The sequence below is a fragment of the Flavobacterium pokkalii genome, assembly GCF_014596575.1.
In the GTDB taxonomy this organism is placed as follows: Bacteria; Bacteroidota; Bacteroidia; order Flavobacteriales; family Flavobacteriaceae; genus Flavobacterium; species Flavobacterium pokkalii.
The window spans coordinates 38,614-63,163 of the sequence record NZ_NASZ01000001.1 but is presented as its reverse complement, the minus strand read 5'-3'; the positions used below and the strand labels follow the sequence as shown (position 1 = coordinate 63,163).

Genomic DNA, 24,550 nt, shown 5'->3' with positions numbered 1-24,550 from the left:
GGACGAATTGAAATATTGTTTTTTCTTTTGGAAATAAAGCCTTATTTTTAATATCAAAAGAAATCAATTCGATATGATTAATAAAACAGTAAAATCCGTTCAGGAAGCGCTTCAGGGAATTGAAGACGGTATGACTTTGATTCTGGGAGGTTTTGGTTTGTGTGGCATTCCGGAGAATTCTATTGCCGAATTGGTTCGAAAAGGAACAAAACAACTCACTTGTATTTCGAATAATGCCGGAGTGGACGATTTTGGTTTAGGTTTGCTTTTGCAAAAGAAACAAATTAAAAAAATGATTTCTTCCTATGTGGGTGAGAATGCCGAGTTTGAACGCCAGATGCTTTCGGGAGAACTGGAAGTCGAATTGATTCCGCAAGGGACTTTGGCCGAACGCTGTCGTGTCGCTCAGGCAGGAATTCCGGCTTTTTATACTCCGGCGGGATATGGAACCGAAGTTGCGATTGGTAAAGAAACCCGGGAATTCAACGGAAAAATGTATGTGATGGAACAGGCATTCAAAGCCGATTTTGCCATTGTAAAAGCCTGGAAAGGCGACACGGCCGGAAATCTAATCTTCAAAGGTACAGCCCGAAATTTTAATCCTGTAATGGCAGGCGCCGGAAATATAACCATTGCCGAAGTCGAAGAACTGGTTGAAGCCGGAACTTTAGACCCTAATCAAATTCACATTCCGGGAATTTTTGTACAACGTATTTTTCAGGGTGAGAAATATGAAAAACGGATTGAGAAGAGAACGGTCAGAGAAAAGAAATAATATAGCCTAAATCATAGAAAATATTATGAAGAAAACAATTCAGATAGTAATATTATCGATTTTAATATTTACATCATGTCAAAATAAAAACAATGATATATTGAATGGGAAAAGTTTTAGTGGATTTGAAGAAGATGTATATTTTGATTCTCCAAAAGAAATATTTCAAACTACATTAACTTTCAAAAATGACAGTGTATTAGTCCTGAAAAAATTGGTTCGTATAATTGACAAAGATACTTTAAATTTTAAATTGAAGGGGTCAAATTATCAATATAAAGGATTAGTTAAAAGAGAGAAAACTAGAATAGAATTTGTAGCATATCCTTATAAATGCAAAGGTTGTCAGCATTCAATTGTGATGAGTAAAAAAGATTTATGGAAAAAAGATTTAGATAACAAAACCTATAGAGGTTTTGTTACTAAAAATGGATTAAATTTAAATGGGATTAATTTTAAACCAGAATAAAACCAAAACTTAAATAACCTTGGATTTCTTACATGGTTCAAAAATGTTCTATTTGAATAGAAAACTTATATTACTTATATGTTTTAAAAAAATAAAATTATGCTTTTAACAAAAGAAGATATTGCCAAAAGAATTGCCCGGGAACTCAAAGACGGCTATTTTGTGAATTTAGGGATAGGAATTCCTACTCTGGTGGCTAATTATATACCTGAAGGAATAAACGTTGAAATACAAAGCGAAAATGGTGTTCTGGGCATGGGGCCGTTTCCTTTTGAGGGCGAAGAAGACGCTGATTTGATAAACGCGGGTAAACAAACCATTACCACGCTTCCCGGAGCGGTGTTTTTTGACTCCGCCATGAGTTTCGGGATGATTCGCGGCAAACATGTTGATTTAACTGTTTTAGGTGCTATGGAAGTTGCTGAGAATGGGGATATTGCCAATTGGAAAATTCCCGGAAAAATGGTCAAAGGTATGGGAGGCGCGATGGATTTGGTGGCTTCAGCCGAAAATATTATCGTAGCGATGATGCATGTCAATAAAGCCGGAGAGTCAAAAATTCTAAAAAAATGTACATTGCCGTTAACGGGCGTTGGCTGCGTTAAAAAAATCGTAACCGAATTAGCTGTAATGGAAATTACTCCAAAAGGAATTAAATTGCTCGAAAGAGCGCCGGGTGTTTCCGTAGATTATATCGTTTCGGCCACCGAAGCCAATTTGATTATCGAAGGCGAGATTCCGGAGATGCAAATAAATTAAAAAAGAAACCGCAAATTCACAGATTTAATTTGCGAATTTGCGGTTAGAAATATTTAAAAACTTTGGTTATAAATTCTCAAAGAAATCATTTCCTTTATCATCTGTAATGATGAAAGCAGGGAAATCTTTGATGGTGATTTTTCTAACGGCTTCCATTCCTAATTCCTCAAAGTCAACCACTTCAACCGAAAGGATATTTTCTTTAGCCAAAATAGCTGCCGGTCCTCCGATAGAACCCAAATAGAATCCGCCGTAAGTTTTACAGGCATTCATCACATCTTTGGTACGATTTCCTTTAGCAAGCATCACCATACTTCCACCATTTTTCTGGAATTCTTCTACATACACGTCCATACGTCCTGCGGTTGTTGGGCCAAAACTTCCCGACGGCATGCCGTCCGGAGTTTTAGCAGGTCCAGCGTAATATACCGGGTGGTTTTTAAAGTAGTCCGGCATTGGTTTTCCGGCATCCAGTAATTCTTTAATTTTTGCGTGCGCAATATCACGGGCTACAATCAAAGTTCCGTTTAGTTTCAAACGCGTTTTGATAGGATATTTAGTCAATTCAGCCAAAATAGATTCCATTGGCTGATTCAAATCAATTTCTACGGCTTCTTCCAAGTGTGGAGGAGTAGCAGGCAAGAAACGTTGTGGATTCGCTTCTAATTGCTCTACAAAAATTCCGTCTTTGGTAATCTTTCCTTTAATATTTCTGTCGGCAGAACAGGAAACTCCCAATCCAACCGGGCAAGAAGCAGCGTGACGCGGCAAACGAATCACACGAACATCATGCGTGAAATATTTTCCTCCAAATTGTGCTCCAATGGCACTTTCCTGGCAAATTTGCTGTACTCTTTTTTCCCATTCCAAATCACGGAAAGCCTGACCAGCCATGTTTCCGCTGGTTGGTAAATTATCATAATAACCTGCAGATGCTTTTTTAACTGCGGCTAAATTCGCTTCGGCAGAAGTTCCTCCAATCACTAAAGCCAGGTGATAGGGTGGACAGGCAGAAGTTCCTAAATCCATAATTTTAGCACGAATAAAAGCGTCTAATGATTTTTCATTCAACAAAGACTTGGTTTGTTGGTACAAATAAGTTTTGTTGGCTGAACCACCACCTTTGGCCAAAAACAAAAATTCATAAGAATCTCCTTTTTTTGCATAAATATCAATTTGAGCCGGAAGATTAGAACCTGAGTTCTTTTCTTCAAACATGCTGATAGGTACAATTTGAGAATAACGCAGGTTTCTTTCGATATAAGTATTAAAAATACCTTTAGAAAGCCATTCGGCATCATCAACGCCTGTATATACATTTTCTCCTTTTTTGGCCATTACAATCGCTGTTCCGGTGTCCTGACAGGAAGGTAATTCACCGTCAATGGCTACTACCGCATTTTGCAATAAATTATAAGCCACAAATCGGTCGTTGTCGGTTGCTTCCGGATCGTCAAGAATAGCTCTTAATTTCTCTAAATGCGAAGTTCGCAACATAAAAGAAACATCTTTCATGGCTTCCTGCGAAAGTAATTCCAAAGCTTTTGGGTCAACGGTTAGAATTTCGCGGTCTCCTAGTTTTTCTACTTTTACGTAGTCAGAAGTTATTTTACGGTATTGGGTATCGTCTTTTAAAATTGGATAAGGATCCTGATAAATAAAGTCCATTGGTGTTTTATTTTTTTTGACAAATATAAAATTATTTAGCGTAGCCACAGTCTTTTAACAGCTGTGATTCTTTCGTAAAATCAAACTTTTTGTTATAAATTCAAACAAAAAGAGACGATATTTATGCAATACCATCTCTTTGTTTTTCCGATTAATGTTTTAAAAACTAGCTTATTAAGCTGGTAACTAAAAATAGAATGATTAACCCTATCGCGATGTACTTAGTGTATTTTGACATTTTTTTATTGGTTTAAGTTATTAGAATTATTTATTATGGCCTGGTGCATAGTATTTGGCACTTTTACTTCCTGTCATTTTTTTAGCCTGTCCCGGAGGTATTTTTCCGGAAGGTGTTGTGGTTACCGGATGAATTCGGCAACTCATTAAACTACTAAGTAAAAATAGCAAAGCTATGTGTTTTGAATATTTTTTCATTTTATACGATTTGGGGAAAATATAAAATTTATTGTTTTATCGATTCAAAAGAATGAAAAATAGATTAGAAATCCTAGAATTATTGTTATAGTAATGATTAAAATTTTCCAATATGTTCCGTTCCTACGGAATTCCATTTATTTTTATTTCATATTTACCAACGGATTAAAATCCGTTGCTACATAATGTTTCGAGCCGATGGCTCTATGAAATGTTTTAAATTTGAAAGTGAAAGTTCCGTAGGAACGACAAATATTGTAGCAACGGATTTTAATCCGTTGTAAACAATCATTTACCATCAAGAAAGAGCCGTAGGCTCGGGACATATTTCATATTAAATTTTCAAAAAGATATTTTTCATCAAATGGAACTTGGAATTTATCTAAAAATTCTAAATATTCTTCTTTGAAAGTTTTCTTCTTGTGATGCTCCTCTTGATTAGCAATATATTTATAAACTACATCAATTTGGGAATGTCCATAAGAAAACGCACCATAGCCTTCCTGCCATTCAAACCTTGATTTGGTTAAATTGTGGTCATTAATGTATTTTGATGATTTAGCTTTTACCGTTTTCATTAATTCTGAAATGGAAACAGTAGGTTTTAATCCTAGAAAACAATGAACATGGTCTTCGACTCCATTAACAATGATAGTTTTGCAACCAGTTTCATTAATCAAATTACCAATCACACCAAATAATGTTGATTTCCATTCGTTAGCAACAACTGCTTCACGGTATTTTACCGCAAATACAAATTGTACATATATTTGGCGATAGGTGTTTGCCATATTCTTTTATGCATCGTTCCTACGGAACTTTTTTTATTTATATTTTCTAGGGATTTAAATTGAACCAATAGTGATATTTGTTTTAAGATATTTCGTTGCTATGTAACTTTTAGTTATAAATGAGCCTTAGGCTCAGTCTATTTATTTTAAAAAAACCAACTTGCCACGAAAATCGCGGTAATCACACAAATCACATCTACCAAAAGCATGGTTGGCAAAGCATAGCGGGTATTTTTAATATTAACAGAACCAAAATAAACCGCGATGACATAAAACGTACTTTCGGCACTGCATTGAAAAATACTACTCAAACGTCCTGTTAAAGAATCCGCTCCAAAAGTATTCATCGAATCAATCAAAAACCCTCTCGATCCAGCCGAGCTAAAAGGTCTTAACAAAGCCACTGGTAAAGCATCTACAATTTCTTTATTGACACCCATATTAGAGAATACAAATCCAAGGCCGTTACTGATAATTTCAAATAGTCCGCTGTTTCTAAATAAGGAAATAGCGACTAACATTCCCAAAACATAAGGGAAAATAGTCACTCCGGTTTTTACTCCGTTGTTAGCCCCGGAAACAAAAGCATCAAAAACGGTGGTTTTGGCTTCGGTAAATTTCTTTTCTTTCATAAAGGAAAAAACCAAGGTAATGATGATAATTCCCAATAAAATTAAAGCGGAAAGATTCGTTGTGAAATAGTTTTTACCAATTAAATCCAAATGATTTACGTACATCAATAGCCCAATAATCGCTGCAATCAAAGCCATCAAAGCAGCCACAAGGGAAACACTTTTGAAATTAATTTTTTGTTTGGCACCAACAATTAAAAATGCGGCAATCGTACCGATAAAAGAGGTAATGATACAAGGCAGCATCACATCGGCTGGATTGGCTGCATTGGCCGCTGCACGATAACCAATGATAGAAGTGGCAATAAGTGTCAATCCCGAAGCATGCAAGCACATAAACATAATTTGGGCATCGCTGGCTTTGTCTTTTTCGGGGTTGAGTTCCTGCAAACTTTCCATGGCTTTTAATCCAAAAGGTGTGGCAGCCGAATCCAACCCTAAGAAATTAGCAGCAAAATTAAGCGTCATATACGAAATGGACGGATGGTTTTTAGGAATACTCGGAAACACTTTTACAAATACCGGACTCAATACTACAGCCAGTTTTCCGGATGCTCCCGAAATGATTAACAATTCCATCAAACCACAAAAGAAAGCCAGATAAGCAATCAACGGCAGAATCAAATCCACCAAAGTGCTTTTACAAGTTGGCAATAGTCCATCCGATTTTTGAACACCGCTGAATATTTTAACAGTCTTGTTTTTATAAACATAAGTAGTATCCGCATTAAGCGTATCCCGATTGATAATCATGGTTTGCTCCGGCGCAATTTTAATACTGTCTTTGATAAAAGCAGGTAGTTCTTCGGCGTATTTTTCGGCTATTAAAATGGGGTCGTCTTTTTTTCCATTCAATACACTGTCAATTGTATAAGTGTCTGATGTGAATAAACTCACCACAATAAAGGCAATAGACGAAATAAATATTGCCAGCCAAAATCTGCTTAATACCATAATTTATAATTTTTGTAAATGTAAATATTTAACCGCAAAGTTCACAAAGGGTTTTCGCAAAGAGCACTAAGAAATAATTTACCGCAAATTCGCAGATTATTTTGTTAAAAATGAATTATCTTTTCTTAATATATTGAAAATTATTTTAGTAACAATAATGTTTTTTCTTTCGTAATAAATTACGATTACATTTTTTATATTCCAATAAAGTAATTAAAATAACTATCTCCTGGATTTAAACTTTTACCTTTTCCAATTTCAACATACTCATCTTGAGAATTTTTCCTCATAACAGTTATCTCATTTTCTTTTTTTCTTAAAACATCTCCTTTTAATAATTTAATTCCTTGATAATCTTCTAAGTAAAAATAGTTTTCAGTACCGAATTCTTTATAATGAATTTTTGTACCTCGACCTTCTTCAATTTCTATTATTTCTGCGTTTAAACTTTTGATATTGAATTCAATACTCTTTTCGTAATATTCAGTTTTTGAATTGTAAACTACAAAGGCAAAAACTAAAATTATTATTAAAAGAATTCCTTTTTTAATTAGGTTCATTATAAATCTTTTTAAATCTTATTGCCATTGCTATTTACACATGAATAATTTCATCCTCAATTAATAATTCCTCCCGTCTTAATCGAAGAAATATCTGGGCAACAGCAATGGTGTCCTTTTCACAATAAGTCACAATGCGGTCAATGTCTTTTTCAACATAAAAAACATGCCCCACCTGACTGCCGTCGATATCGCCTTTGGGAGAAGGTATTCCCAGTACTTTACACATCAGTTTCAAGGAAGTGAAATGCTTGTAATCGCCAAATTTCCATAGTTCTAAGGTGTCTAAGTGTGCAATTTCCCAGGGTTTTTTGCCAAAAAGATTCAGCTTGTCCGGAATAGCAATACCGTTGATAATCATTCGGCGCGCCAAAAACGGAATGTCAAATTCTTTAGCATTGTGTCCGCATAAAAGATGTTGTGGTCCATTGAAATGATTGTTCAGCAAATTGTTAAAATCCTTCAAAAGTTTAGCTTCATCACCAAAAAAAGAAGTGACTCTAAAGTTGCGAACATCGCCTTTAATGACAAAAAAACCAACAGATATACAGACAATTTTCCCAAATTCGGCCCAAATTCCGGCACGGTCATAAAACTCCTCGGCTGAGAAATCATCCTTGCGCTGGTATTGGGTTTTTTGTTCGTACAAAGCCTGCATGTCACTGTCCAATTCGTTAAAATTGGCTGTTTCCGGAACCGTTTCAATGTCCAGAAAGAGAATATTATTGAGATTTATTTTTTCTATCATAACGATGGATTTTGGTATGAATTGTTTTTCTGAGCCAGCATTTTATAGGTTTCTTCCAAATAAATGTAAAAATCATTATTGTGCGGATTGCCGCTTGAACTCTTAATTTCCCGATGTCCTAGTCGGACAACAATTAAATGATCTTCCGGAATTACGATTACATATTGTCCTAAATGACCACGCATGTAGTACACTTTTTTGTTTTTAAACTGACATAGCCACCAGCCGTAACCGTATTGAGGAGAATCTTTAAAGCGTGGTCGCACTGATTTTGCCACAAAATTGCTGTCTAAAATCGTTTTTCCGTTCCATTTTCCATGTTGTAAATAGAGTTTACCAAAACGCGCAAAATCTCTGGCATTACTGGCAATACAACAAAAAGCTTTGACCAACCCTTTTTTATCGGTTTGCCAAAAAGCATCACTTTCGGCTCCCATAGGTTTCCAAAAAGATTCCGAAACATAATCAGCCAATGGTTTTCCGGTGGCTTTTTCGATACACATGGCCAGAAGTTGGGTGTTGCCACTCAGATATTTATACTTTTTTCCGGGTGTTTCAACATTTTTTAAATTCAAAATTACCGGTTTTAAATCTTCATCAAAATAGGCTTGAGTTGTCACCGAAAAGGGGTCGTAGTAGGCTTCGTCCCAATTCAATCCCGAAGCCATCGAAGCCAGATCTCCTACGGTCATTTGTGCCGATTTTCCTTTAGAAAATTCCGGAAAAAAGTCGGCTACTTTTTGATCCAAATTTTTGATTTTTCCATCCATGATGGCTTTTCCCAAAGCTGAAGTCACGATGCTTTTGGCCATCGAAAAAGAATTGGATTTGGAGTCTTTATTGTAATTATCATAATAGTTTTCGTTCCAGATACTATCATTTTTGATAATTAAAAAAGCTACGGTTCCCGTTTGTTGATGTGTTTTTTCAAGTCTTTCCGTTGGTTTTACTAGATTGTAATCTTTGGCAATAGACCAGGGTTGCGGTTGGTTGCTTTTTTGAATAATAGAATTATCAAAATATTGATAATCATCTAAAAAAGCAGTGGAATGTCCATTGAAATACGTAATTCTGACGGCTCGTAATAAATAATCTTTTTTGAAAATATAGAGGGAAAGAATCAAAACTGCTATAAATACTAGTAATCTAAACAGAAATTTTTTGACTTTTTTCATGGATCTGGAGTTTATTCAGTACGAATTTACATAAAAATTGATTGGGGAAATTATTAAATTGCTTCTCGATACAATTTTTCTCCATTCTATTACGAAAAATCACTCGAAGTGACGTTGTATATCTTTTGTTTTCAGAACAAAAGTTCTTGTCTTCGAGCCGGATTTTCATGTTCCAATAACCACTTTTTGCGCCACAATCCGCCGGCGTAACCCGTGAGCGAACCATCGCTTCCGATAACTCGATGGCAGGGAACCACAATCCACAACGGATTTTTACCATTGGCAGAAGCCACCGCCCGAATGGCTTTGACATCGCCTAATTTTTTGGATAAATCCAAATAACTGGTGGTTTTTCCAAAGGGAATTTCGATTAAAGCTTTCCAAACTTTTTGTTGAAAATCAGTTCCGGAAGGATTCAGTTTAAAATTAAAATCAGTTCTTTTTCCTTCGAAATAATCATTCAATTGGGAAACGGCTTGCCGTAAAACTTCAGGGATATTTTCAGAAATGCTGCCTTCATCAGCAATTGAAATAACCGAAATGCCATTTTCATCACCAATGATTTTAGCAATACCAAGTGGTGTTTTAATATAAACAGTTGATTTTTCTTCAGACATTTTTCAAATTTTATGAGGTTAAAAATGCTATGGCTTCCTGAGCAATTTCCGAAGGATTTCCTTTTGGTGTAGCCAACAATATATCCGTAAAAAGAGCCGTTTTTTTGAGTTCTACGAATTCTAATTCCGGAAAATTATGTGTTTTTTGGATGGTTGTGGGAACGATAGAAACGCCCAGTCCGTTTTTAACCAACTGAATTATCGACGATATATTGTTAGACTCGTGGACGACTTTGGGATTAAATCCGTATTGCGCGCAAATTTGTAACAAGGCATCGTAAAACTGTGGCGCATAATCTTTGTTGAAAAATACAAAAGTTTCCTTTTTCAATCGGGTAAAATCTGCTTCGGAATGAATGTCGTATCGATTTCGATTGAAAACTAGTGAAAAACTGTCTTTGAACCATAATTTTGACTCGATTTTTGGCGAATGCAAAGGCGCGCGAATAATTCCTAAATCGATTTTACCGCTTTCTAAAGCCGCAATTTGTTTGACCGTCGGGACTTCGTACAATCGGAAATTGACGTATGGATATTTATTCGATAAAAATTGAATCAGCTTGGATATATCACCTGAAAAAGTCGAACTCACATAGGCAATCCGGAATTCACCGCTTTGATTTTCGCTGATTTTTTTAGTCGTTTGGTTGATTCGTTCCAAATTCTGCAACAATTCCTGAATTTCCTTTTGATAATATTTTCCGGCATCGGTAAGGATGACACGTTTGTTATTTCGTTCGAAAAGCGTGGCACCCAGTTCATTTTCCAGTTCCTTAATCTGCCTACTCAACGGCGGTTGGGAAATGAATAATTTATCGGCAGCGCGAACAAAGCTCAATTCTTCGGCTAATTTGAGAAAATATTTTAAATGCCGTAATTCCATAAATACTTATTAGGTATTATTTATTGACAAAATAAGCATTTTTATGTCATATATGAAAATTATAGGTTTGTGAAATGAAAATTCACTACCGTTTTTTTGCCACGAATTCACAAATTATTTTTTTTGATTATGCTAATATAATTGGGTTAAATATAATTTGTGAAATTTAAAAAAATGAATTTTTCTATTAATTAGTGAATTCGTGGCTAAAAGCTATTATGGATAATTTAAAATTAAAAGCTATGAAAAAATCAACAGTTACAGAAATCAGAGAACGTTTTGATAACGAGGTGGAACGATTCTCTAATTTGGAAACAGGGCAGGTGGCAACGATGGATGCTAAAATGGTTTTAGAATTGATTACTTGTACGGCCAGAGCTGTAAAACCGCAGGCTAAAACGATTTTGGACGTAGGTTGTGGTGCCGGGAATTATACTTTGAAAATGCTTTCTAAAGTGTCGGATTTAGATTGTACTTTGATTGATTTGAGCCAAAATATGTTGGATAAAGCTCAGGAACGGGTTTCGGCAGCAACAAGTGGAAAAGTGCAAACGATTCAGGGTGATATTCGCGAAATTGAATTGCCACAGAATCATTTTGATATTATTTTGGCGGGAGCCGTTTTACATCATTTAAGAACTGATGCCGAATGGGAATTGGTTTTCAAAAAGTTGTTCGACAGTTTAACGCCGGGGGGCTGTTTGTTAATTTCTGATTTATTGATTCAGGATCATCCGGAAGTCAATAAATTAGTTTGGAAAATGTATGCGAATTATTTGCAACAGCATGGTGGAGCGGAATATCAACAAAAAGTTTTTGATTATATCGAAAAAGAAGATACACCAAGATCCATGACTTTTCAATTGGAATTGATGAAGAAAGTTGGTTTTTCCAGTACCGAAATTTTGCATAAAAATGCCTGTTTTGGTGCTTTTGGAGGGATAAAGTAATTTAATCGCAAAGCTCGCTAAGAGGTTTGTTAAAAAAGCAAAACCATCTCTGAGTTGAGATGGTTTTAGTGTTTTTTATAGAATAAAAGATTATTTCAAATTCGAATTGATATAAGCTTCCAGTCCTTGTAATTCTTTATCTGAGAAGGTTTTGGTCAAAGCTAAATTGGCCTGCATTACAGCAAATTGGGAAGGATCTACAATAGCTTCGCTTTCTCCTTTTAAGAAAGTAACCATATTACCATTTTTTTCTTTGTATATTTTCGCTATTTCGACTAAGCTGGGACCAATTAGTTTCTCATCTGTTTTGTGGCAGGAAATACAGTTTCCTTTGCTTTCAAAGATTACTTTTCCCAGCTCTTCAGGAGCTAATTCTTTATCTTCTGCAGCAACGGCCGTTTGTTCTTCTGTTGGTTCCTGTTTTCCAAAAGATTCCTGACTTTCTTTTTTACAGGAAAATGCAATAAGAGTCAAACTAAGGAGTATTATTTTTTTCATCTTTTTATAATTTTATTCCCAAATGTATATTTTCTTTTAAAGATAACAAATGACAAATATCAGTTTACTGATTCAAAAGTATAGCGGCTTCTTTAGCAAAATAAGTCGAAATCAGGCTCGCTCCGGCACGTTTGATACACATTAGCTGCTCCATCATGATTTTGTCATTGTCCAGCCAGCCTTTTTCGGCAGCGGCTTTAATCATTGCGTATTCGCCCGAAACATGATAAACGGTTACCGGAACATTCACTGCGTCTTTTACTTCGCGTACGATATCTAAATAAGCGATTCCAGGCTTAACCATGACCATGTCGGCACCTTCTTCAGCGTCCCAAAGGGCTTCTTTTACGGCTTCAATACGATTGGCATAGTCCATTTGGTAGGTTTTCTTGTCTTTTGGTACAACCACATCGGCTTCTTTAGGAGCAGAGTCCAAAGCGTCACGAAACGGTCCGTAAAATGCCGAAGCATATTTAGCCGAATAACTCATGATTCCCACATTGTGGAAACCCGCAGCGTCCAATCCCTGACGCAAACGCAATACACGACCGTCCATCATATCGGATGGTGCTACAAAATCGGCTCCGGCTTCAGCGTGTGAAACAGCCATTTTTACTAGAGCATCGTTAGTCGCATCGTTTTCTACATCACCGTTGGTAATGATTCCGTCATGACCATAAATCGAGTAGGGGTCAAGCGCTACATCCGGCATGACAATCATTTCCGGACAAGCGGTTTTAATGGCGCGGATAGTCTGTTGCATCAATCCGTTTGGATTCCAGGCTTCCGTTCCGGCATTGTCTTTTAAATCTTCACTAACTTTTACATAGATATTCACCGCGCGAATACCTAAAGCGAATAATTCTTTGACTTCTTCTATCGTTAAATCTATCGAACGACGGAAAATCCCTGGCATCGATGGGATTTCTACTTTTACATTTTCGCCTTCGGCAATAAACATCGGAAACATAAAATCACTTGGACTTAATGTAGTTTCACGAACTAAACTTCTAATCGATTCGTTAACGCGTAATCTTCTGCCTCTTTGTAATGGGAACATATATTTTAGTTTTTCAAGCTCCGTAGGAGCGTAATATTTATAGATTGTTTTCAGTTCTGTTTTTTAGCTCCAGAGGAGCGGCATTTTATATATCTTCGAATAAATATTCATTTTTAAAATCAATATCAAACAATTTAAAAAATTCTATATATTCTTCTTTAAATGTTTTTGTTTTATGGTGTTCTTCCTGATTTTGAATATAATTAATAACACTCGTCAATTGTGAATAACTATAAGTGAATGCTCCAAATCCGGTTTGCCATTCGAATTTACCATTTATCCATCTTTTTTCATTGATAAATCGCGAAGAATTGGCTTTTATGTCTCTTACCAAATCGGACAATGCTTTATTGGGCTTTAATCCAACTAAAATATGGATATGGTCTGGCATTCCGTTGATAGCAATTAATTTCTGACCTTCATTTGTAACAATTCCGGTTATATATTTATACGATTCGTCTTTCCATTTACTGGAAATCAGATTTTGTCTTCCTTTCACTGCAAAAACAATTTGAATATATAATTGAGAATAGGTATTTGCCATTATAATATAACGCTCCTCCGGAGCTCAAATGAACACAATGAATAATTTTCTATAAATATATCGCTCTTACAGAGCTATCCAATCAACAGGTTTTTCTAATACTTTCAACAATTTTTCTTCTTCACTTCCCGCTTCAGGCTGATGGTCGTAAACCCATTGTACATGTGGTGGTAAAGACATCAAAATAGATTCTATTCGACCATTGGTTTTTAAACCAAATAAGGTGCCTTTGTCGTGAACCAAATTGAATTCCACATAACGACCACGACGAATTTCCTGCCAGGTTTTTTGTTCAGCAGAATAAGGTAATTCTTTTCTTCGTTCTACAATTGGTAAATAAGCCTCAAGGAAACTATTACCAACTTCAGTCACAAAATTATACCAATTTTCCATTGACATTTCAGGAGTGGCTTTGCAATAATCAAAAAACAAACCACCTAAGCCTCTGGCTTCATGACGGTGCGCATTCCAAAAATACTCGTCACATTTCTTTTTATAGTTGGGATAGAATTCGGGATTATGCTTGTCACAAGCCGTTTTACAAGTTTGGTGAAAATGACGCGCATCTTCTTCAAACAAATAATAAGGCGTTAAATCCTGTCCGCCGCCAAACCATTGCTGGATTACGTTTCCATTATCATCATACATTTCAAAATAACGCCAGTTGGCATGAACCGTTGGTACCATTGGGTTTTTTGGATGAATGACTAAACTAAGTCCGCAGGCAAAAAAATCAGCTTCACCTACATTGAATAATTTCTGCATTGAATCCGGTAATTTGCCATGAACTGCCGAGATATTTACTCCGCCTTTTTCGAAAACTGAGCCGTTTTCAATTACGCGGGTTCTTCCGCCACCGCCTTCTGGTCTGTCCCATAAATCCTGACGGAATTGGGCAACACCATCTATTTTTTCTAAGCCGGCGCAGATTTGATCCTGAAGGTTTTGTATGTATTGGTAAAATTTATTTTTCATTTAATTTTGCTTTTGTAGCCGCTATTTTATTAAAAATCCCAAACGAAAAAGTCTTGCTTTCTGTTTGGATGTAATTGTAAATGCTAATGGCTTTTTCTTTGAAATTAAACTGATTTTCTTTTGAAAAATTAATCAAAAAATCAGCAAATTGTTCTAATTGATCCCAGTCTAAATGCAATCTTTCCAAAAGTACAATTAAATCGTTTGTTGAGATTGAAACCAGACTTTCTATATTCAGTCCGAAATCTTTCAGCGCTTCTTCAATTTGGTCTTGGTCAAAAGCTTTTTCAGGTACAAAAACCAAGGAATGTAATGTTTTGAGTACATTGTCAATTCGGATTTTTTCCTGATCTCTTAAGCCTTTGTTTAACATTTTTTCTTCGTTTTGAACCTGCAAGGTTTTTAAAACCTTGTAGGTGTTTATCTTTTGATCTGACTTCTGATACCCACAAGGTCAAAAAAGAACTTGCAGGAGGTCTTACTTCTTAAAAATCTACTCAAAAGTATGCTTTTCTGTCAAAATTTCATTTTTCTGATTATGACAAAAAATGAAATTTTCTATTCCTCCAAATAAATCTAAAACTTCTTCTCTCTTAATTCTTGTTTCTTTATTTGAAATAAAAGCTTGATAGGAAGAGAATTTATATTCTTTAAAATTCGCATCTAAATGATGTTTTGGGTTTAAATGAACATATAGTATTAATTGTTTTAAATAATTTTCGTCTTGTAATTTTATTCTTTTGAAATGTTTTTCAAAAAGACTTCCTGTTCTGTCATTTTCCTTGTTAACAGCTTTTACATAAGAATTAAAAAAATTAGAAAAAGCCTGTGTAACTTCCTTTTCTTCTTTATTCAGACGAATAATTAAATGAAAATGATTATCCATCAAACAATAAGCAAAGATTGAAATTTTATTAGTTAAATATTTATTTAACTGTCTTAGAAAGAAACTTTTATTTTCTTCATTAAAAAAAATTAAGGTGCTATTTATTCCTCTATTGTAAATGTGATAATAACTTTCTCTTTCTAAGATTTCTATTTTCATTTTGCTGCAAATTTAGACCTACAAGGTTTTAGAAACCTTGCAGGATTGCCTACTGATTATATTCTTTCACCGCATCAATAAACGCCTTAGCGTGGTCTACAGGAATATTTGGTAAAATTCCGTGACCTAAATTCACCACATATTTGTCTTTACCGAATTCGTCAATCATTTCGTGTACCATTTTCTTGATGGTTGGAATTGGCGACAATAATCGTGACGGGTCAAAGTTTCCTTGTAAAGTAACATTTCCACCTGATAAGTAACGTGCATTTCTGGCCGAACAAGTCCAGTCAACACCTAATGCAGAAGCTTTACTTTTTCCCATTTCGTTCAAAGCAAACCAGCATCCTTTTCCGAAAACAATTACCGGAGTGATTTCTGCCAATGCTTCTACAATCTGGTTGATGTATTTCCATGAAAATTCGTTATAATCTGTAGGAGACAACATTCCACCCCAGGAATCAAAAATTTGAACGGCATTAACACCTGTTTTTACTTTTTCTTTTAGGTATAAAATGGTTGTGTCGGTGATTTTTTGCAATAAAGTATGGGCTGCAACCGGATTTGAGAAACAGAAACCTTTGGCAGTATCAAAACTTTTCGAACCTTTTCCTTCCACAGCATAACAGAAAATAGTCCAAGGCGAACCTGCGAAACCAATTAAAGGTACTTCGTTATTCAGCATTTCTTTAGTCAGTTTTACAGCATCAAAAACGTAACCTAAAGTTTCATTTACATCCGGAACATATACCTGATTTACCTGTTCCATGGTACGGATAGGATTTGGGATAATCGGACCTAAATTGTCTTTTAATTCTACATGAATTCCCATTGCTCTTGGCACCACCAAAATATCCGAAAACAAAATTGCAGCATCCGGAGCAATACGACGAATAGGCTGAACGGTGATTTCGGCAGCTAATTCAGGAGTTTCACAACGGGTGAAAAAATCATATTTATCACGTAAAGCTCTGAATTCAGGCAAATATCTTCCTGCCTGACGCATCATCCAAACCGGTGGACGTTGTACTGTTTCTCCTTTTAGTGCTTTTAAAAATAGGTCGTTTTTTAACATTTTTCTGTTGCTTTAGGCTTTAAGCTTTAGGCTTTAAGCGTTCTTGTTTGTCTTTAATTCCTGCTTATGGCTTATTGTTTAAAGCATATTTTATTTATATTCTTCTAATACGGCTTCAATCACATCTTCAATAGTCGGTTCGGCGGCAATGACGATGTTTTTAGTTTTATTTTCTAATGCTGCTGCGGTTGTTTCGCCTATGCAAAAGCAAATTTCTTTAGTGATTTTATTATTCGTAAGATAACTTTCTACCCCAGAAGGACTAAAAAACAGAATTCCATCAAAATTTTCCTCTTTGGAAATTTTAAATGGCGCTAATTTAGTTTGGTAAACCTCAATTTCATTGAAAGTGATACCGGCATTTTTCAGTGCTTTTGGTAAGGTCTCTTTGCGTAGATTTCCGCTGAAAAAAGTATAGCTTTCTTTGTTGTAAATCAGGGTAATTATTTCTGCTAATTCTGAGGCATAATCCATGTTGGCTTCTACTTTAAAACCATTGGTTTCCAGTAAATCTTTGGTTTTTTCACCAACACAAAAAACACTTTTGGATTTAAGTTTTTCCCAGTCCTTTTGTTCCAATAAACTTAAAACAGCATTTTGACTGCTGAAAATTAAATTAGTATTGATATCTTTTAATTCAAAATCGATGTTTTTGATTTCGATAAAATCCTGTTCCAAAAGGTCAAAATCGGCATCAAGAAATGCTTGGCGTTGTGCTACAGATAAAGTTTTGGTCGAAAGAATACTTGTTTGGCTCATTACTTTTTCAATGTTGCTTTGATTGTTGCCATTAATTCGTTTCCACCATTATCCAGGATTTCTTTTGCCGAATGAAATCCTAATTTTTTCCATTCGGAAATATCAACCACTTTGTTGATTTCAATCTTTTGTTTTCCGTCTAATGAAAATAAGACGCCGTCAAAATGAATGGTGTCTTCGATTTCATTGTATTTTGCCAAAGCACCAATAGGAGCGGTACAACCACCTTCTAAAGTTCTTAAAAATTGGCGTTCGATATAAGTACAAACTTCTGTTTCGATATCATTTAATTGCGAAACAGCATCGAGAGTATAATCATTATTTGCCATAGCAACAACCAGCATTGCACCCTGAGCAGGCGCCGGAATCATCCAGTCTAAGTCTATATAATCGCCCGGTTTTAAATTGATTCTTTCCAATCCCGCTGCTGCAAAAACAGCTCCGTTCCAGTCGTTGTCCTGTAGTTTTTGCATTCGGGTATTTACGTTTCCGCGTAAATCCACTACGGTATGATTAGGGTATTTGTTGAGCCATTGTGCCTGACGACGCAAACTTCCGGTTGCAATTGTTCCGTTGCTTTCCAGAAAATCAAGATTTCCTTTGTGAACTAATATATCCAGTGTATTCGCTCTTTTTAAAACAGCTCCCTGAACAATTCCTGTAGGCAGAGCAGTAGGAACATCTTTCATGGAATGAACGGCAATATCCACATCGCCGTTAATCATCGCAATATCCAGTGTTTTGGTGAAAATTCCGGTGATTCCCAATTCGTATAAGGGTTTGTCAAGAATGATATCGCCTTGCGATTTTACGGCAACAATTTCGGTTTTATAACCTAAATCGTTTAGTTGTTTTTGAACAGTATGTGCCTGCCATAAAGCGAGTTCGCTATCTCTTGTTCCTATACGTATTGTTTTTTCTGCCATTTTGTTTTACATCATAACTTAAATTATGACTTAGTTAAATTTGTGAAAATTGGTGTAATTTGTGTTGAAAAATTATTTCACTACAGCTTCAATTTTAAAGACTTTTTCAATCCATTCAATGCTTTCATCTACCATGGTGTTTTCATCTTTGAGATGATTGGCAAAATGAGTCGTGATTTTTTGAATGATTCTGTTGCTGATGATTTCGGCTTGTTCTTCGTTGAAATCGGCAATTTTTTTACTTTGAAAATCCAATTCTGAATTTTTAATTTCGTTCAATTTCGCTTTCAACGCATTAATGGTTGGAGCAAATTTTCGACCTTTTGTCCAAATTTTGAATTCGTCTTTTATTTCTTCGATGATGGCTTCGGCAGCAGGAATGTGTTTTTTTCTGTTCTCCAAAGTTTCATCGGTTATTTGTGATAAGTGATCCATGTGAATCAATGTTACTCCTTCAATTTCGGTAACATTTTCATTGACATTTTTAGGAATCGATAAATCTAAAATCAGTAAAGGTTTTTTCAGATTTAAAATTGCTTTGTCCACGGTTGGATTTTGAGCGCCGGTAGCTACAACTAAAACATCTGCTTTTTGTAATTCTAATTGTAAATCGGCATAATCTTTTACTACCAAATCCAGTTTTTCAGCCAGTTTTTCGGCCTTATCTTTAGTTCTGTTGATTAAGGTAATTTGTTCGTGTTTGGTATGTTTTACCAAATTTTCACAGGTGTTTCTTCCAATTTTTCCTGTTCCGAAAAGCAGGATGTTTTTATTGGCAATATCCTCAACATTTTTGATGATATACTGAACCGATGCAAAAGAAACAGAGGTTGCTCCGGAAGAAATTTCAGTGTCGGTTTTGATTTTTTTGCTTGCCTGAATCACCGAGTTGACTAAACGTTCCATGAAAGCGTTTACTAAACCATAGGATTTACTTTGAATAAAGGCATTTTTGATTTGGCTGATGATTTCAAAATCACCTAAAATCTGACTGTCTAATCCGGTTCCTACGCGAAACATGTGGTTGACCGCTTCCTGATTTTTATAGATGTAGGCTACTTCCTGAAATTCCTGAACCGAACCATTACTGTTTTCACAAAGCAGTTTGATAAGCTCATAAGGATGATTGGCAAAACCATAGATTTCGGTTCTGTTACAGGTTGAAGTTACAATTAAAGCTTCAATTCCTTCGGCTTCAGCCTGGGTTAACAGAATAGATTGAGCTTTGGCATCTAAGCTAAATTTTCCTCTAATCGTTGCATCTGCTTTCTTATAACTTAGTCCTAAAGCGTAAAAAGTGGTATTTCTGGACATATTAAAACTTTCCATAATTATACTTTCCTTAAAAAGTTCTACAAAAGTATTATTAACTATTTTATAAAAACAACGCTGTAAGTTCTTTTTGTGTCGCTAAGAGACACTTTGGTCTTAAATGGTCATTATAAAATCGATTCTATTCGAAAAATCAGTAAAAACAGTTGTTTTTAGAATATTTGTGTAGATTTATTCTAAATAACTAATTGCAATTAACTATTTTTATATAAGCAAAAAATATCGCTGAGGGTTCTGGTAAATTGTTATTAAATGACAGTGAGAAGTGTATATTGTAAAATTATATAACAATTTATGCTGAGGTATTTTTCTATTGCATTTAAATAAAAACGCTACCCTTTACGGGAGCGTTTTTATTTTCAAAAAGAATTATTTTTGAACTATTGGAGTTCTTAATGACTCTAATACAGCAACAATATCGGTGTAAAGTTCTGTATTGGAAGCCACGCCATTTTTGTTAGCAGCTGCACCTACATAACCTACAAATTTGGTGTAATCCGCATTAGAAGATTTTGTTCCCATACGCGGATTTTTAGCCGGGTCATGAGCATCGGCCATACTTAAACCCGAATACATATTTACGGAATTTGTACCACCTGTATTGTAGGAGAAGAAGTCGGTTAAGTTATCTACTAATATGGCTAGATTAGTAGTGTTTCCTGCACCAACTTCAGTTAAAAGTGGCGCAAAATGAGCTCCTAGATTTCCGGATGCATTCGCCTCGACATCTGCTACAATAAGCCCTACAGTAGAATTTATTACTTTACGGTAAGATAAGCGTCCTTGTTCAATCATTTGACCGGAATTATCAGGATCAGCAACCATGGTAGTTCCCCCCAATCGGGCATAAATCGAAGCTTTTACTTCCGGATCATCATCGTCATTACATGAGGTTAATGCAGCCGATGCAATTAACAATACACTAAGCGTAAGTTTTGAAAAATTTTTCATAATAATGGGATTTAAAGGTTAATTAAAAAAATGATTTACGGTTTTAAATAATTTGTAACTAAAGCTGTTTTGATCCATTGGACAAACCGCTTTGTTAGCCAGTTTAGCATCAACAATAAAGCGTTTGGCTTTATAATCTCTTTTGTGCATCAATTCGTTGAATACTTTTTCTGAATTGGTCATTTTGTTATTGTGGAAATACACCACAACGTTTCTTTTTACAATAATCGAATCAGAAGTCAGGCCTTTGATGCTTCTTAAATCGGTACAAATTTGTTTCGCCTGCGCGGCATCGATGTTGTTTTCAAAGTCAATGCGACTCACCTGGATGTTTGCATTTTCATATTCGGCAGGTTTCACCGTTATCACGTGATACAACAAAATTGCAACGCATAAAAGCAAAATACCTCCGATGATTAAAAGTCCTTTTTTAATTATGGGTTTCATTTTTAAAAGTTTTTAGGTTTTAAAAATCATTTACGAGTTATAGTTTGCTCTGGTTTTAATTTTTATGCGAAAAAGATTAATTTAGAATTGTTTTAAATACCGAATCGGGTTTTGATTCAGATAAATTCTAAAAAACTCTCAGCAGATTGAATCCAAAAAACACATCGCCTCTTGTCCAATCTCCCGTAGTTTGCCCCAGAAAAGCGGCTTCTTGAATGCCTTGTGAACTGGTAAAATGCATTTGGAAAACGTGTCCTCCGGTTTCTAAATCAAAACCTATTGACAATGGATTTTTATAAATAGAGTTTGAAGCTCTGTTCAAATGAGCTGCATAATCTATATTGAGTGACCAGCGTTTCGATAATTTGTAGCGTCCGCCAAATCCAATAGCATATTGTGTATTATCCTGTTGCGGATTGTCAACAAAATTTTCATGGAAAAGAGTTGGGGCAATTTCGAAAGATAATTTTTCAGAAAATTTTCTGGAAACCAATAATTGTTGCACATAAGTCAATCGATTGTCGAAAGTTAGTTTTGGATACAAGCTTTCTTTTAGTGTATTGTTAATGGCTAAACTTGAAAATCCTACAATGCTTAGTGGGAAACCATTTTTAATTTGATGTGCCAAAGCATATTTTGACGAAAAATCATAAGCCAGTTCGCTTCTGGCGGCGCTGAGGGTTACATTTTCCGTTAGTCCGTAAACAAATTTCAGTTGGGTGTTTGCATTGTCTAATCCGAAGAAACCTTCAAAACCATCTTTTACCGAACCAAACCGATGGGCTACAATAAAATACAAATCGCCTTTGGCGGCCAGTTTGGTCGATTCTAAATTGACAATTTTCAAAGCTTTAAAGGCAGCAGTGACTCTTTCTTTTGAAGAAATAGAATCGATTCCGTTTAGTAAATCATTTTGGGAAAATGCTGTTAAAGGAATCAGCAATAACAGGGAGATAAGCTTTTTCATAAATGTTTTTTTATTGGTTAATCAGCAAATGAACATTGGTCCATTTTAAATTCGTCAACTAATTCATCGTAGCCCAAAAACCGACCTTTGACGGTAACTTTTTGATTGATTTTAATGTTTTTAGGAATGCTGTCGGTAAAAATGGCTAAGAGTTTATGATTCAAAACCATTAAGTTGTTTTGGTGATCTAAGGCCGTTATAGTAGCCATTATTCGTATCGTTTGATCCAGAAATTTTGCCAGTGCCAAACTATCATTGGCAGTAAATTCTTTTTCTAATTCCGGAACACTCATCGAGTAAGCGGCTTTTTCCTGACTAATATTTCTATGGTTTTGATAGACATAGCAATAAAGAATTACAGCCAATGTTACTGCGGAAATCAAGATTCCATATTGTAATTTTTTCTTCATGATGCTGCATTTTAGAAACCTATTGATATGTACGTGGGAATTCTGAATTTGGTTTTGACAAAAATTATAAGTTTCAAAAACCGCTAAGATTTTTTTGTCGTATATCATTTATCGAGCTGACTTTGTTTTGTTTAATTCTCAAAAAACCAATCGTTATGAAAACAAAAAATCTTTTTATGTTGCTGTTATCTGCCTGTTTTTTTATGGCTTGTTCCAATGATAATCCGGAAACTTTAATGGATAATCCGCCCATTGAAGGCGTTGTTACTTATAAACAAAATGTAAAACCGATTATGGATAATAATTGCATTCGTTGTCACGGAGCAACACCAACGAATGGCGCTCCAATGTCATTAGCGACTTATGCTCAGGTGAAAAATGCTATTGAAAGTCGGGGATTGATTGATCGAATTTCACTTAACAACGGCAATAGTTTGTTGATGCCGCAAGGCGGGCCAAGATTACCGCAAGCTACGATTGATATTGTAGTGCAATGGAAAAATGACGGATTTGTCGAAGAGTAATTTAAAAACAGAAAACATGAAAAAAATTATTTTAATAAGCGTTTTGTTGTTAGCCAATTTGACTTTTGCTCAGGAGAAAATGATTTGTAAAACGGCGACCGTCGTTTTTGAAGCTTCGGTGCCTTCATTTGAAGAAGTAAAAGCAGCAAATAATACGGTAACTTTAGTTCTAAACCCGAAAACGGGCGAAATTGCCAGTTTGGCTTTAATGAAAGGATTTCGGTTTAAAGTGGCGTTGATGGAAGAGCATTTTAATGAAAATTATATAGAGAGTGACCGATATCCAAAAGCGATTTTTAGAGGTAATATTGAAAATTTTGACCTTCAAAATTTGACTTCGATACCTAAGGATTATCGGGTTAGCGGAAAATTAGAATTGCACGGAAAAACCCAAGCCATTCAGGCGGTTCTTAAAATAAGTCAATCCAATTCAGGAATTAAAATAGTCTCCAATTTTTCAGTAAAAGCCAGTGATTTTGCCATTGATATTCCCGCAATAGTAAAAAATAAAGTTTCCAATGCCGTCCACATTCAGCTGAATGGAATTTTGAAATAGGAGACGAAAAGAACAAAGATTTTTTTATTTTAGAATAAACCATCAAAAAGATTTAATTTTGAAAGACCAAAAAAACAAAAGTGGAACAAAGTAAATAGGAAAAATGGAGGAAGAAATAAAAATTGACGATGATTTTATTTTAATTCGTTTTCAAAATAATACCGATGCCGTTTTAACCTTTCAGCGTCCGGTTCAGTTGGGTTTAATTCAATTTCATTTCGGATTAAAAGGTAGTGCCAACTATATTTTTAATCAGGGCAATTACGTGCTTAATCTCAAGGAAGAAAAAGCATTGTTATTTTATAATACCGAAAAAGAACTGCCTCTGAATGTTCAGATTGCACCTAAATCCTGGTTGATTTCCATTTTTGTTTCTATTAAAAAGTTTCACGGATTGTTTACTTCTGATGCCGAACACATTCCGTTTTTGAGCAAAGAAAATCAGGATAAAAAGTATTATAACGAAAGCGATATCAGTCCGTCGATGGCGATTGTTTTGAATCAGATGTTCCATTATAATTTGAATCCTTCGATAAAAAATTTGTATTACAAAGGCAAAGGTTACGAATTATTGAGCTTGTTTTTCAACCGAAATGAAGATCCTGATGCCGAACAATGTCCGTTTTTGGTTGACGAAGAGAACGTTTTGAAAATTAAAAAAGCCAAAGAAATTATCATTGCTAATATGGCTGAGCCGCCGGGATTACCGGAACTGGCTGACCAGGTTGGACTCAATTTGAAAAAACTCAAAATGGGTTTCAAGCAAATTTATGGCGATACGGTTTATGGCTTTTTGTTTGATTACAAAATGGATTTTGCCCGAAAACTGCTTGATAGTGGATCCTATAATGTAAACGAAGTGGGTTTAAAAATAGGTTACAGCACCGGAAGTCATTTTATTGCAGCTTTCAAAAAGAAATTTGGAACTACACCCAAAAAATATTTGATGTCTATCAATCCGAATGCTTAGTTGGAGATTGATTTTTTAGATTCAACAATAAATAAAAAATAGTTAATAGTAATTTATACCAACACAGATTTGGTTTACTTTTGCGACAACAAAAA

The 24,550-nt window shown here is 35.2% G+C and carries 30 protein-coding genes; 7 read left to right on the top strand and 23 right to left on the bottom strand.

Annotated elements, in window-relative coordinates; all coding sequences use genetic code 11:
* Positions 1-73: 73 nt before the first annotated feature.
* The 3 genes from B6A10_RS00260 (at position 74) to B6A10_RS00250 (ending at position 2,003) form a co-directional block, all read left to right on the top strand.
* Positions 74-775, top strand: coding sequence for a CoA transferase subunit A (locus B6A10_RS00260; RefSeq protein ID WP_188219250.1), 702 nt, complete (start codon positions 74-76; stop codon positions 773-775).
* 25 nt (positions 776-800) lie between these two features.
* Complete coding sequence (locus tag B6A10_RS00255) at positions 801-1,244, top strand: hypothetical protein (protein ID WP_188219249.1); 444 nt, start codon at positions 801-803, stop codon at positions 1,242-1,244.
* 99 nt (positions 1,245-1,343) lie between these two features.
* Positions 1,344-2,003 carry a CoA transferase subunit B gene (locus tag B6A10_RS00250; protein ID WP_188219248.1) on the top strand — a complete coding sequence of 220 codons (660 nt, stop codon included), beginning with the start codon at positions 1,344-1,346 and terminating at the stop codon, positions 2,001-2,003.
* 66 nt (positions 2,004-2,069) lie between these two features.
* Here B6A10_RS00250 and B6A10_RS00245 read toward each other — a convergent pair whose 3' ends face one another.
* The 9 genes from B6A10_RS00245 to B6A10_RS00205 all read right to left on the bottom strand — a co-directional run bounded on the left by B6A10_RS00245 (position 2,070) and on the right by B6A10_RS00205 (position 10,466).
* Positions 2,070-3,671, bottom strand: coding sequence for a fumarate hydratase (locus tag B6A10_RS00245; RefSeq protein WP_188219247.1), 1,602 nt, complete (start codon positions 3,669-3,671; stop codon positions 2,070-2,072).
* A gap of 264 nt (positions 3,672-3,935) precedes the next feature.
* Positions 3,936-4,106 carry a hypothetical protein gene (locus tag B6A10_RS00240; RefSeq protein WP_188219246.1) on the bottom strand — a complete coding sequence of 57 codons (171 nt, stop codon included), beginning with the start codon at positions 4,104-4,106 and terminating at the stop codon, positions 3,936-3,938.
* A 329-nt stretch (positions 4,107-4,435) separates the two neighbouring features.
* Positions 4,436-4,897: an IS200/IS605 family transposase gene (gene tnpA / locus B6A10_RS00235; RefSeq protein ID WP_188219245.1), complete on the bottom strand. Its 462-nt coding sequence runs from the start codon at positions 4,895-4,897 to the stop codon at positions 4,436-4,438.
* A 146-nt stretch (positions 4,898-5,043) separates the two neighbouring features.
* Complete coding sequence (locus B6A10_RS00230) at positions 5,044-6,483, bottom strand: nucleoside recognition domain-containing protein (RefSeq protein ID WP_188219244.1); 1,440 nt, start codon at positions 6,481-6,483, stop codon at positions 5,044-5,046.
* 194 nt (positions 6,484-6,677) lie between these two features.
* A complete protein-coding gene (locus B6A10_RS00225) occupies positions 6,678-7,043 on the bottom strand; it encodes a hypothetical protein (RefSeq protein WP_188219243.1) in 366 nt (121 codons plus the stop codon).
* Between the two features lie 34 nt (positions 7,044-7,077).
* Positions 7,078-7,791, bottom strand: coding sequence for a 3'-5' exonuclease (locus B6A10_RS00220; protein ID WP_188219242.1), 714 nt, complete (start codon positions 7,789-7,791; stop codon positions 7,078-7,080).
* Positions 7,788-8,966 carry a serine hydrolase domain-containing protein gene (locus B6A10_RS00215; protein ID WP_188219241.1) on the bottom strand — a complete coding sequence of 393 codons (1,179 nt, stop codon included), beginning with the start codon at positions 8,964-8,966 and terminating at the stop codon, positions 7,788-7,790. Before B6A10_RS00215 ends, B6A10_RS00220 begins: the two co-directional genes overlap by 4 nt.
* 131 nt (positions 8,967-9,097) lie before the next feature.
* The gene (locus tag B6A10_RS00210) at positions 9,098-9,583 is read right to left on the bottom strand and encodes a methylated-DNA--[protein]-cysteine S-methyltransferase (protein ID WP_188219240.1); all 486 of its coding nucleotides are present in this window, start codon (positions 9,581-9,583) and stop codon (positions 9,098-9,100) included.
* 10 nt (positions 9,584-9,593) lie between these two features.
* Positions 9,594-10,466 (bottom strand): LysR family transcriptional regulator, encoded by an 873-nt coding sequence (locus tag B6A10_RS00205; RefSeq protein ID WP_188219239.1) that lies wholly within the window; start codon positions 10,464-10,466, stop codon positions 9,594-9,596.
* Between the two features lie 242 nt (positions 10,467-10,708).
* Here B6A10_RS00205 and B6A10_RS00200 point away from each other — a divergent pair, with 242 nt between their 5' ends.
* Positions 10,709-11,416 carry a class I SAM-dependent methyltransferase gene (locus tag B6A10_RS00200; protein ID WP_188219238.1) on the top strand — a complete coding sequence of 236 codons (708 nt, stop codon included), beginning with the start codon at positions 10,709-10,711 and terminating at the stop codon, positions 11,414-11,416.
* Between the two features lie 90 nt (positions 11,417-11,506).
* Here the strand turns inward: B6A10_RS00200 and B6A10_RS00195 are convergent, their stop codons facing one another.
* The 14 genes from B6A10_RS00195 to B6A10_RS00130 all read right to left on the bottom strand — a co-directional run bounded on the left by B6A10_RS00195 (position 11,507) and on the right by B6A10_RS00130 (position 22,405).
* Positions 11,507-11,914, bottom strand: a complete 408-nt coding sequence (locus B6A10_RS00195) for a c-type cytochrome (RefSeq protein ID WP_055094769.1) — start codon at positions 11,912-11,914, stop codon at positions 11,507-11,509.
* Between the two features lie 64 nt (positions 11,915-11,978).
* Positions 11,979-12,974 (bottom strand): porphobilinogen synthase, encoded by a 996-nt coding sequence (hemB, locus tag B6A10_RS00190; protein ID WP_188219237.1) that lies wholly within the window; start codon positions 12,972-12,974, stop codon positions 11,979-11,981.
* An 85-nt stretch (positions 12,975-13,059) separates the two neighbouring features.
* Complete coding sequence (gene tnpA, locus B6A10_RS00185) at positions 13,060-13,518, bottom strand: IS200/IS605 family transposase (RefSeq protein WP_188219236.1); 459 nt, start codon at positions 13,516-13,518, stop codon at positions 13,060-13,062.
* Positions 13,519-13,584: 66 nt separating this feature from the next.
* Positions 13,585-14,493 carry an oxygen-dependent coproporphyrinogen oxidase gene (gene hemF, locus B6A10_RS00180; protein ID WP_188219235.1) on the bottom strand — a complete coding sequence of 303 codons (909 nt, stop codon included), beginning with the start codon at positions 14,491-14,493 and terminating at the stop codon, positions 13,585-13,587.
* Positions 14,483-14,866 (bottom strand): hypothetical protein, encoded by a 384-nt coding sequence (locus B6A10_RS00175; RefSeq protein WP_188219234.1) that lies wholly within the window; start codon positions 14,864-14,866, stop codon positions 14,483-14,485. The genes hemF and B6A10_RS00175 overlap by 11 nt, the downstream gene beginning before the upstream one ends.
* 120 nt (positions 14,867-14,986) lie before the next feature.
* A complete protein-coding gene (locus tag B6A10_RS00170) occupies positions 14,987-15,538 on the bottom strand; it encodes a transposase (RefSeq protein WP_188219233.1) in 552 nt (183 codons plus the stop codon).
* 49 nt (positions 15,539-15,587) lie between these two features.
* Complete coding sequence (gene hemE / locus B6A10_RS00165) at positions 15,588-16,613, bottom strand: uroporphyrinogen decarboxylase (RefSeq protein WP_188219232.1); 1,026 nt, start codon at positions 16,611-16,613, stop codon at positions 15,588-15,590.
* A gap of 90 nt (positions 16,614-16,703) precedes the next feature.
* Positions 16,704-17,372 carry a uroporphyrinogen-III synthase gene (locus B6A10_RS00160; protein WP_188219231.1) on the bottom strand — a complete coding sequence of 223 codons (669 nt, stop codon included), beginning with the start codon at positions 17,370-17,372 and terminating at the stop codon, positions 16,704-16,706.
* A complete protein-coding gene (gene hemC / locus B6A10_RS00155; RefSeq protein ID WP_188219230.1) occupies positions 17,372-18,298 on the bottom strand; it encodes a hydroxymethylbilane synthase in 927 nt (308 codons plus the stop codon). The genes B6A10_RS00160 and hemC overlap by 1 nt, the downstream gene beginning before the upstream one ends.
* Positions 18,299-18,370: 72 nt before the next feature.
* Positions 18,371-19,627, bottom strand: coding sequence for a glutamyl-tRNA reductase (gene hemA, locus B6A10_RS00150; protein WP_055094786.1), 1,257 nt, complete (start codon positions 19,625-19,627; stop codon positions 18,371-18,373).
* Between the two features lie 372 nt (positions 19,628-19,999).
* Positions 20,000-20,581 carry a globin family protein gene (locus tag B6A10_RS00145; RefSeq protein WP_055094788.1) on the bottom strand — a complete coding sequence of 194 codons (582 nt, stop codon included), beginning with the start codon at positions 20,579-20,581 and terminating at the stop codon, positions 20,000-20,002.
* Between the two features lie 18 nt (positions 20,582-20,599).
* Positions 20,600-21,028 (bottom strand): hypothetical protein, encoded by a 429-nt coding sequence (locus B6A10_RS00140; RefSeq protein WP_188219229.1) that lies wholly within the window; start codon positions 21,026-21,028, stop codon positions 20,600-20,602.
* A 127-nt stretch (positions 21,029-21,155) separates the two neighbouring features.
* Positions 21,156-21,995 carry a DUF5777 family beta-barrel protein gene (locus B6A10_RS00135; protein ID WP_188219228.1) on the bottom strand — a complete coding sequence of 280 codons (840 nt, stop codon included), beginning with the start codon at positions 21,993-21,995 and terminating at the stop codon, positions 21,156-21,158.
* A 17-nt stretch (positions 21,996-22,012) separates the two neighbouring features.
* Positions 22,013-22,405, bottom strand: a complete 393-nt coding sequence (locus B6A10_RS00130) for an OB-fold protein (RefSeq protein WP_188219227.1) — start codon at positions 22,403-22,405, stop codon at positions 22,013-22,015.
* Between the two features lie 155 nt (positions 22,406-22,560).
* On the opposite strand from B6A10_RS00130, the gene B6A10_RS00125 reads away from it, so the two are divergent.
* From B6A10_RS00125 to B6A10_RS00115, 3 genes are all read left to right on the top strand, one after another.
* Positions 22,561-22,929 (top strand): hypothetical protein, encoded by a 369-nt coding sequence (locus B6A10_RS00125; RefSeq protein WP_238929341.1) that lies wholly within the window; start codon positions 22,561-22,563, stop codon positions 22,927-22,929.
* Between the two features lie 16 nt (positions 22,930-22,945).
* Positions 22,946-23,485: a YceI family protein gene (locus B6A10_RS00120; protein ID WP_188219226.1), complete on the top strand. Its 540-nt coding sequence runs from the start codon at positions 22,946-22,948 to the stop codon at positions 23,483-23,485.
* Positions 23,486-23,588: 103 nt separating this feature from the next.
* Positions 23,589-24,455, top strand: a complete 867-nt coding sequence (locus tag B6A10_RS00115) for a helix-turn-helix domain-containing protein (RefSeq protein WP_026714744.1) — start codon at positions 23,589-23,591, stop codon at positions 24,453-24,455.
* The last annotated feature ends 95 nt before the right edge of the window (positions 24,456-24,550 follow it).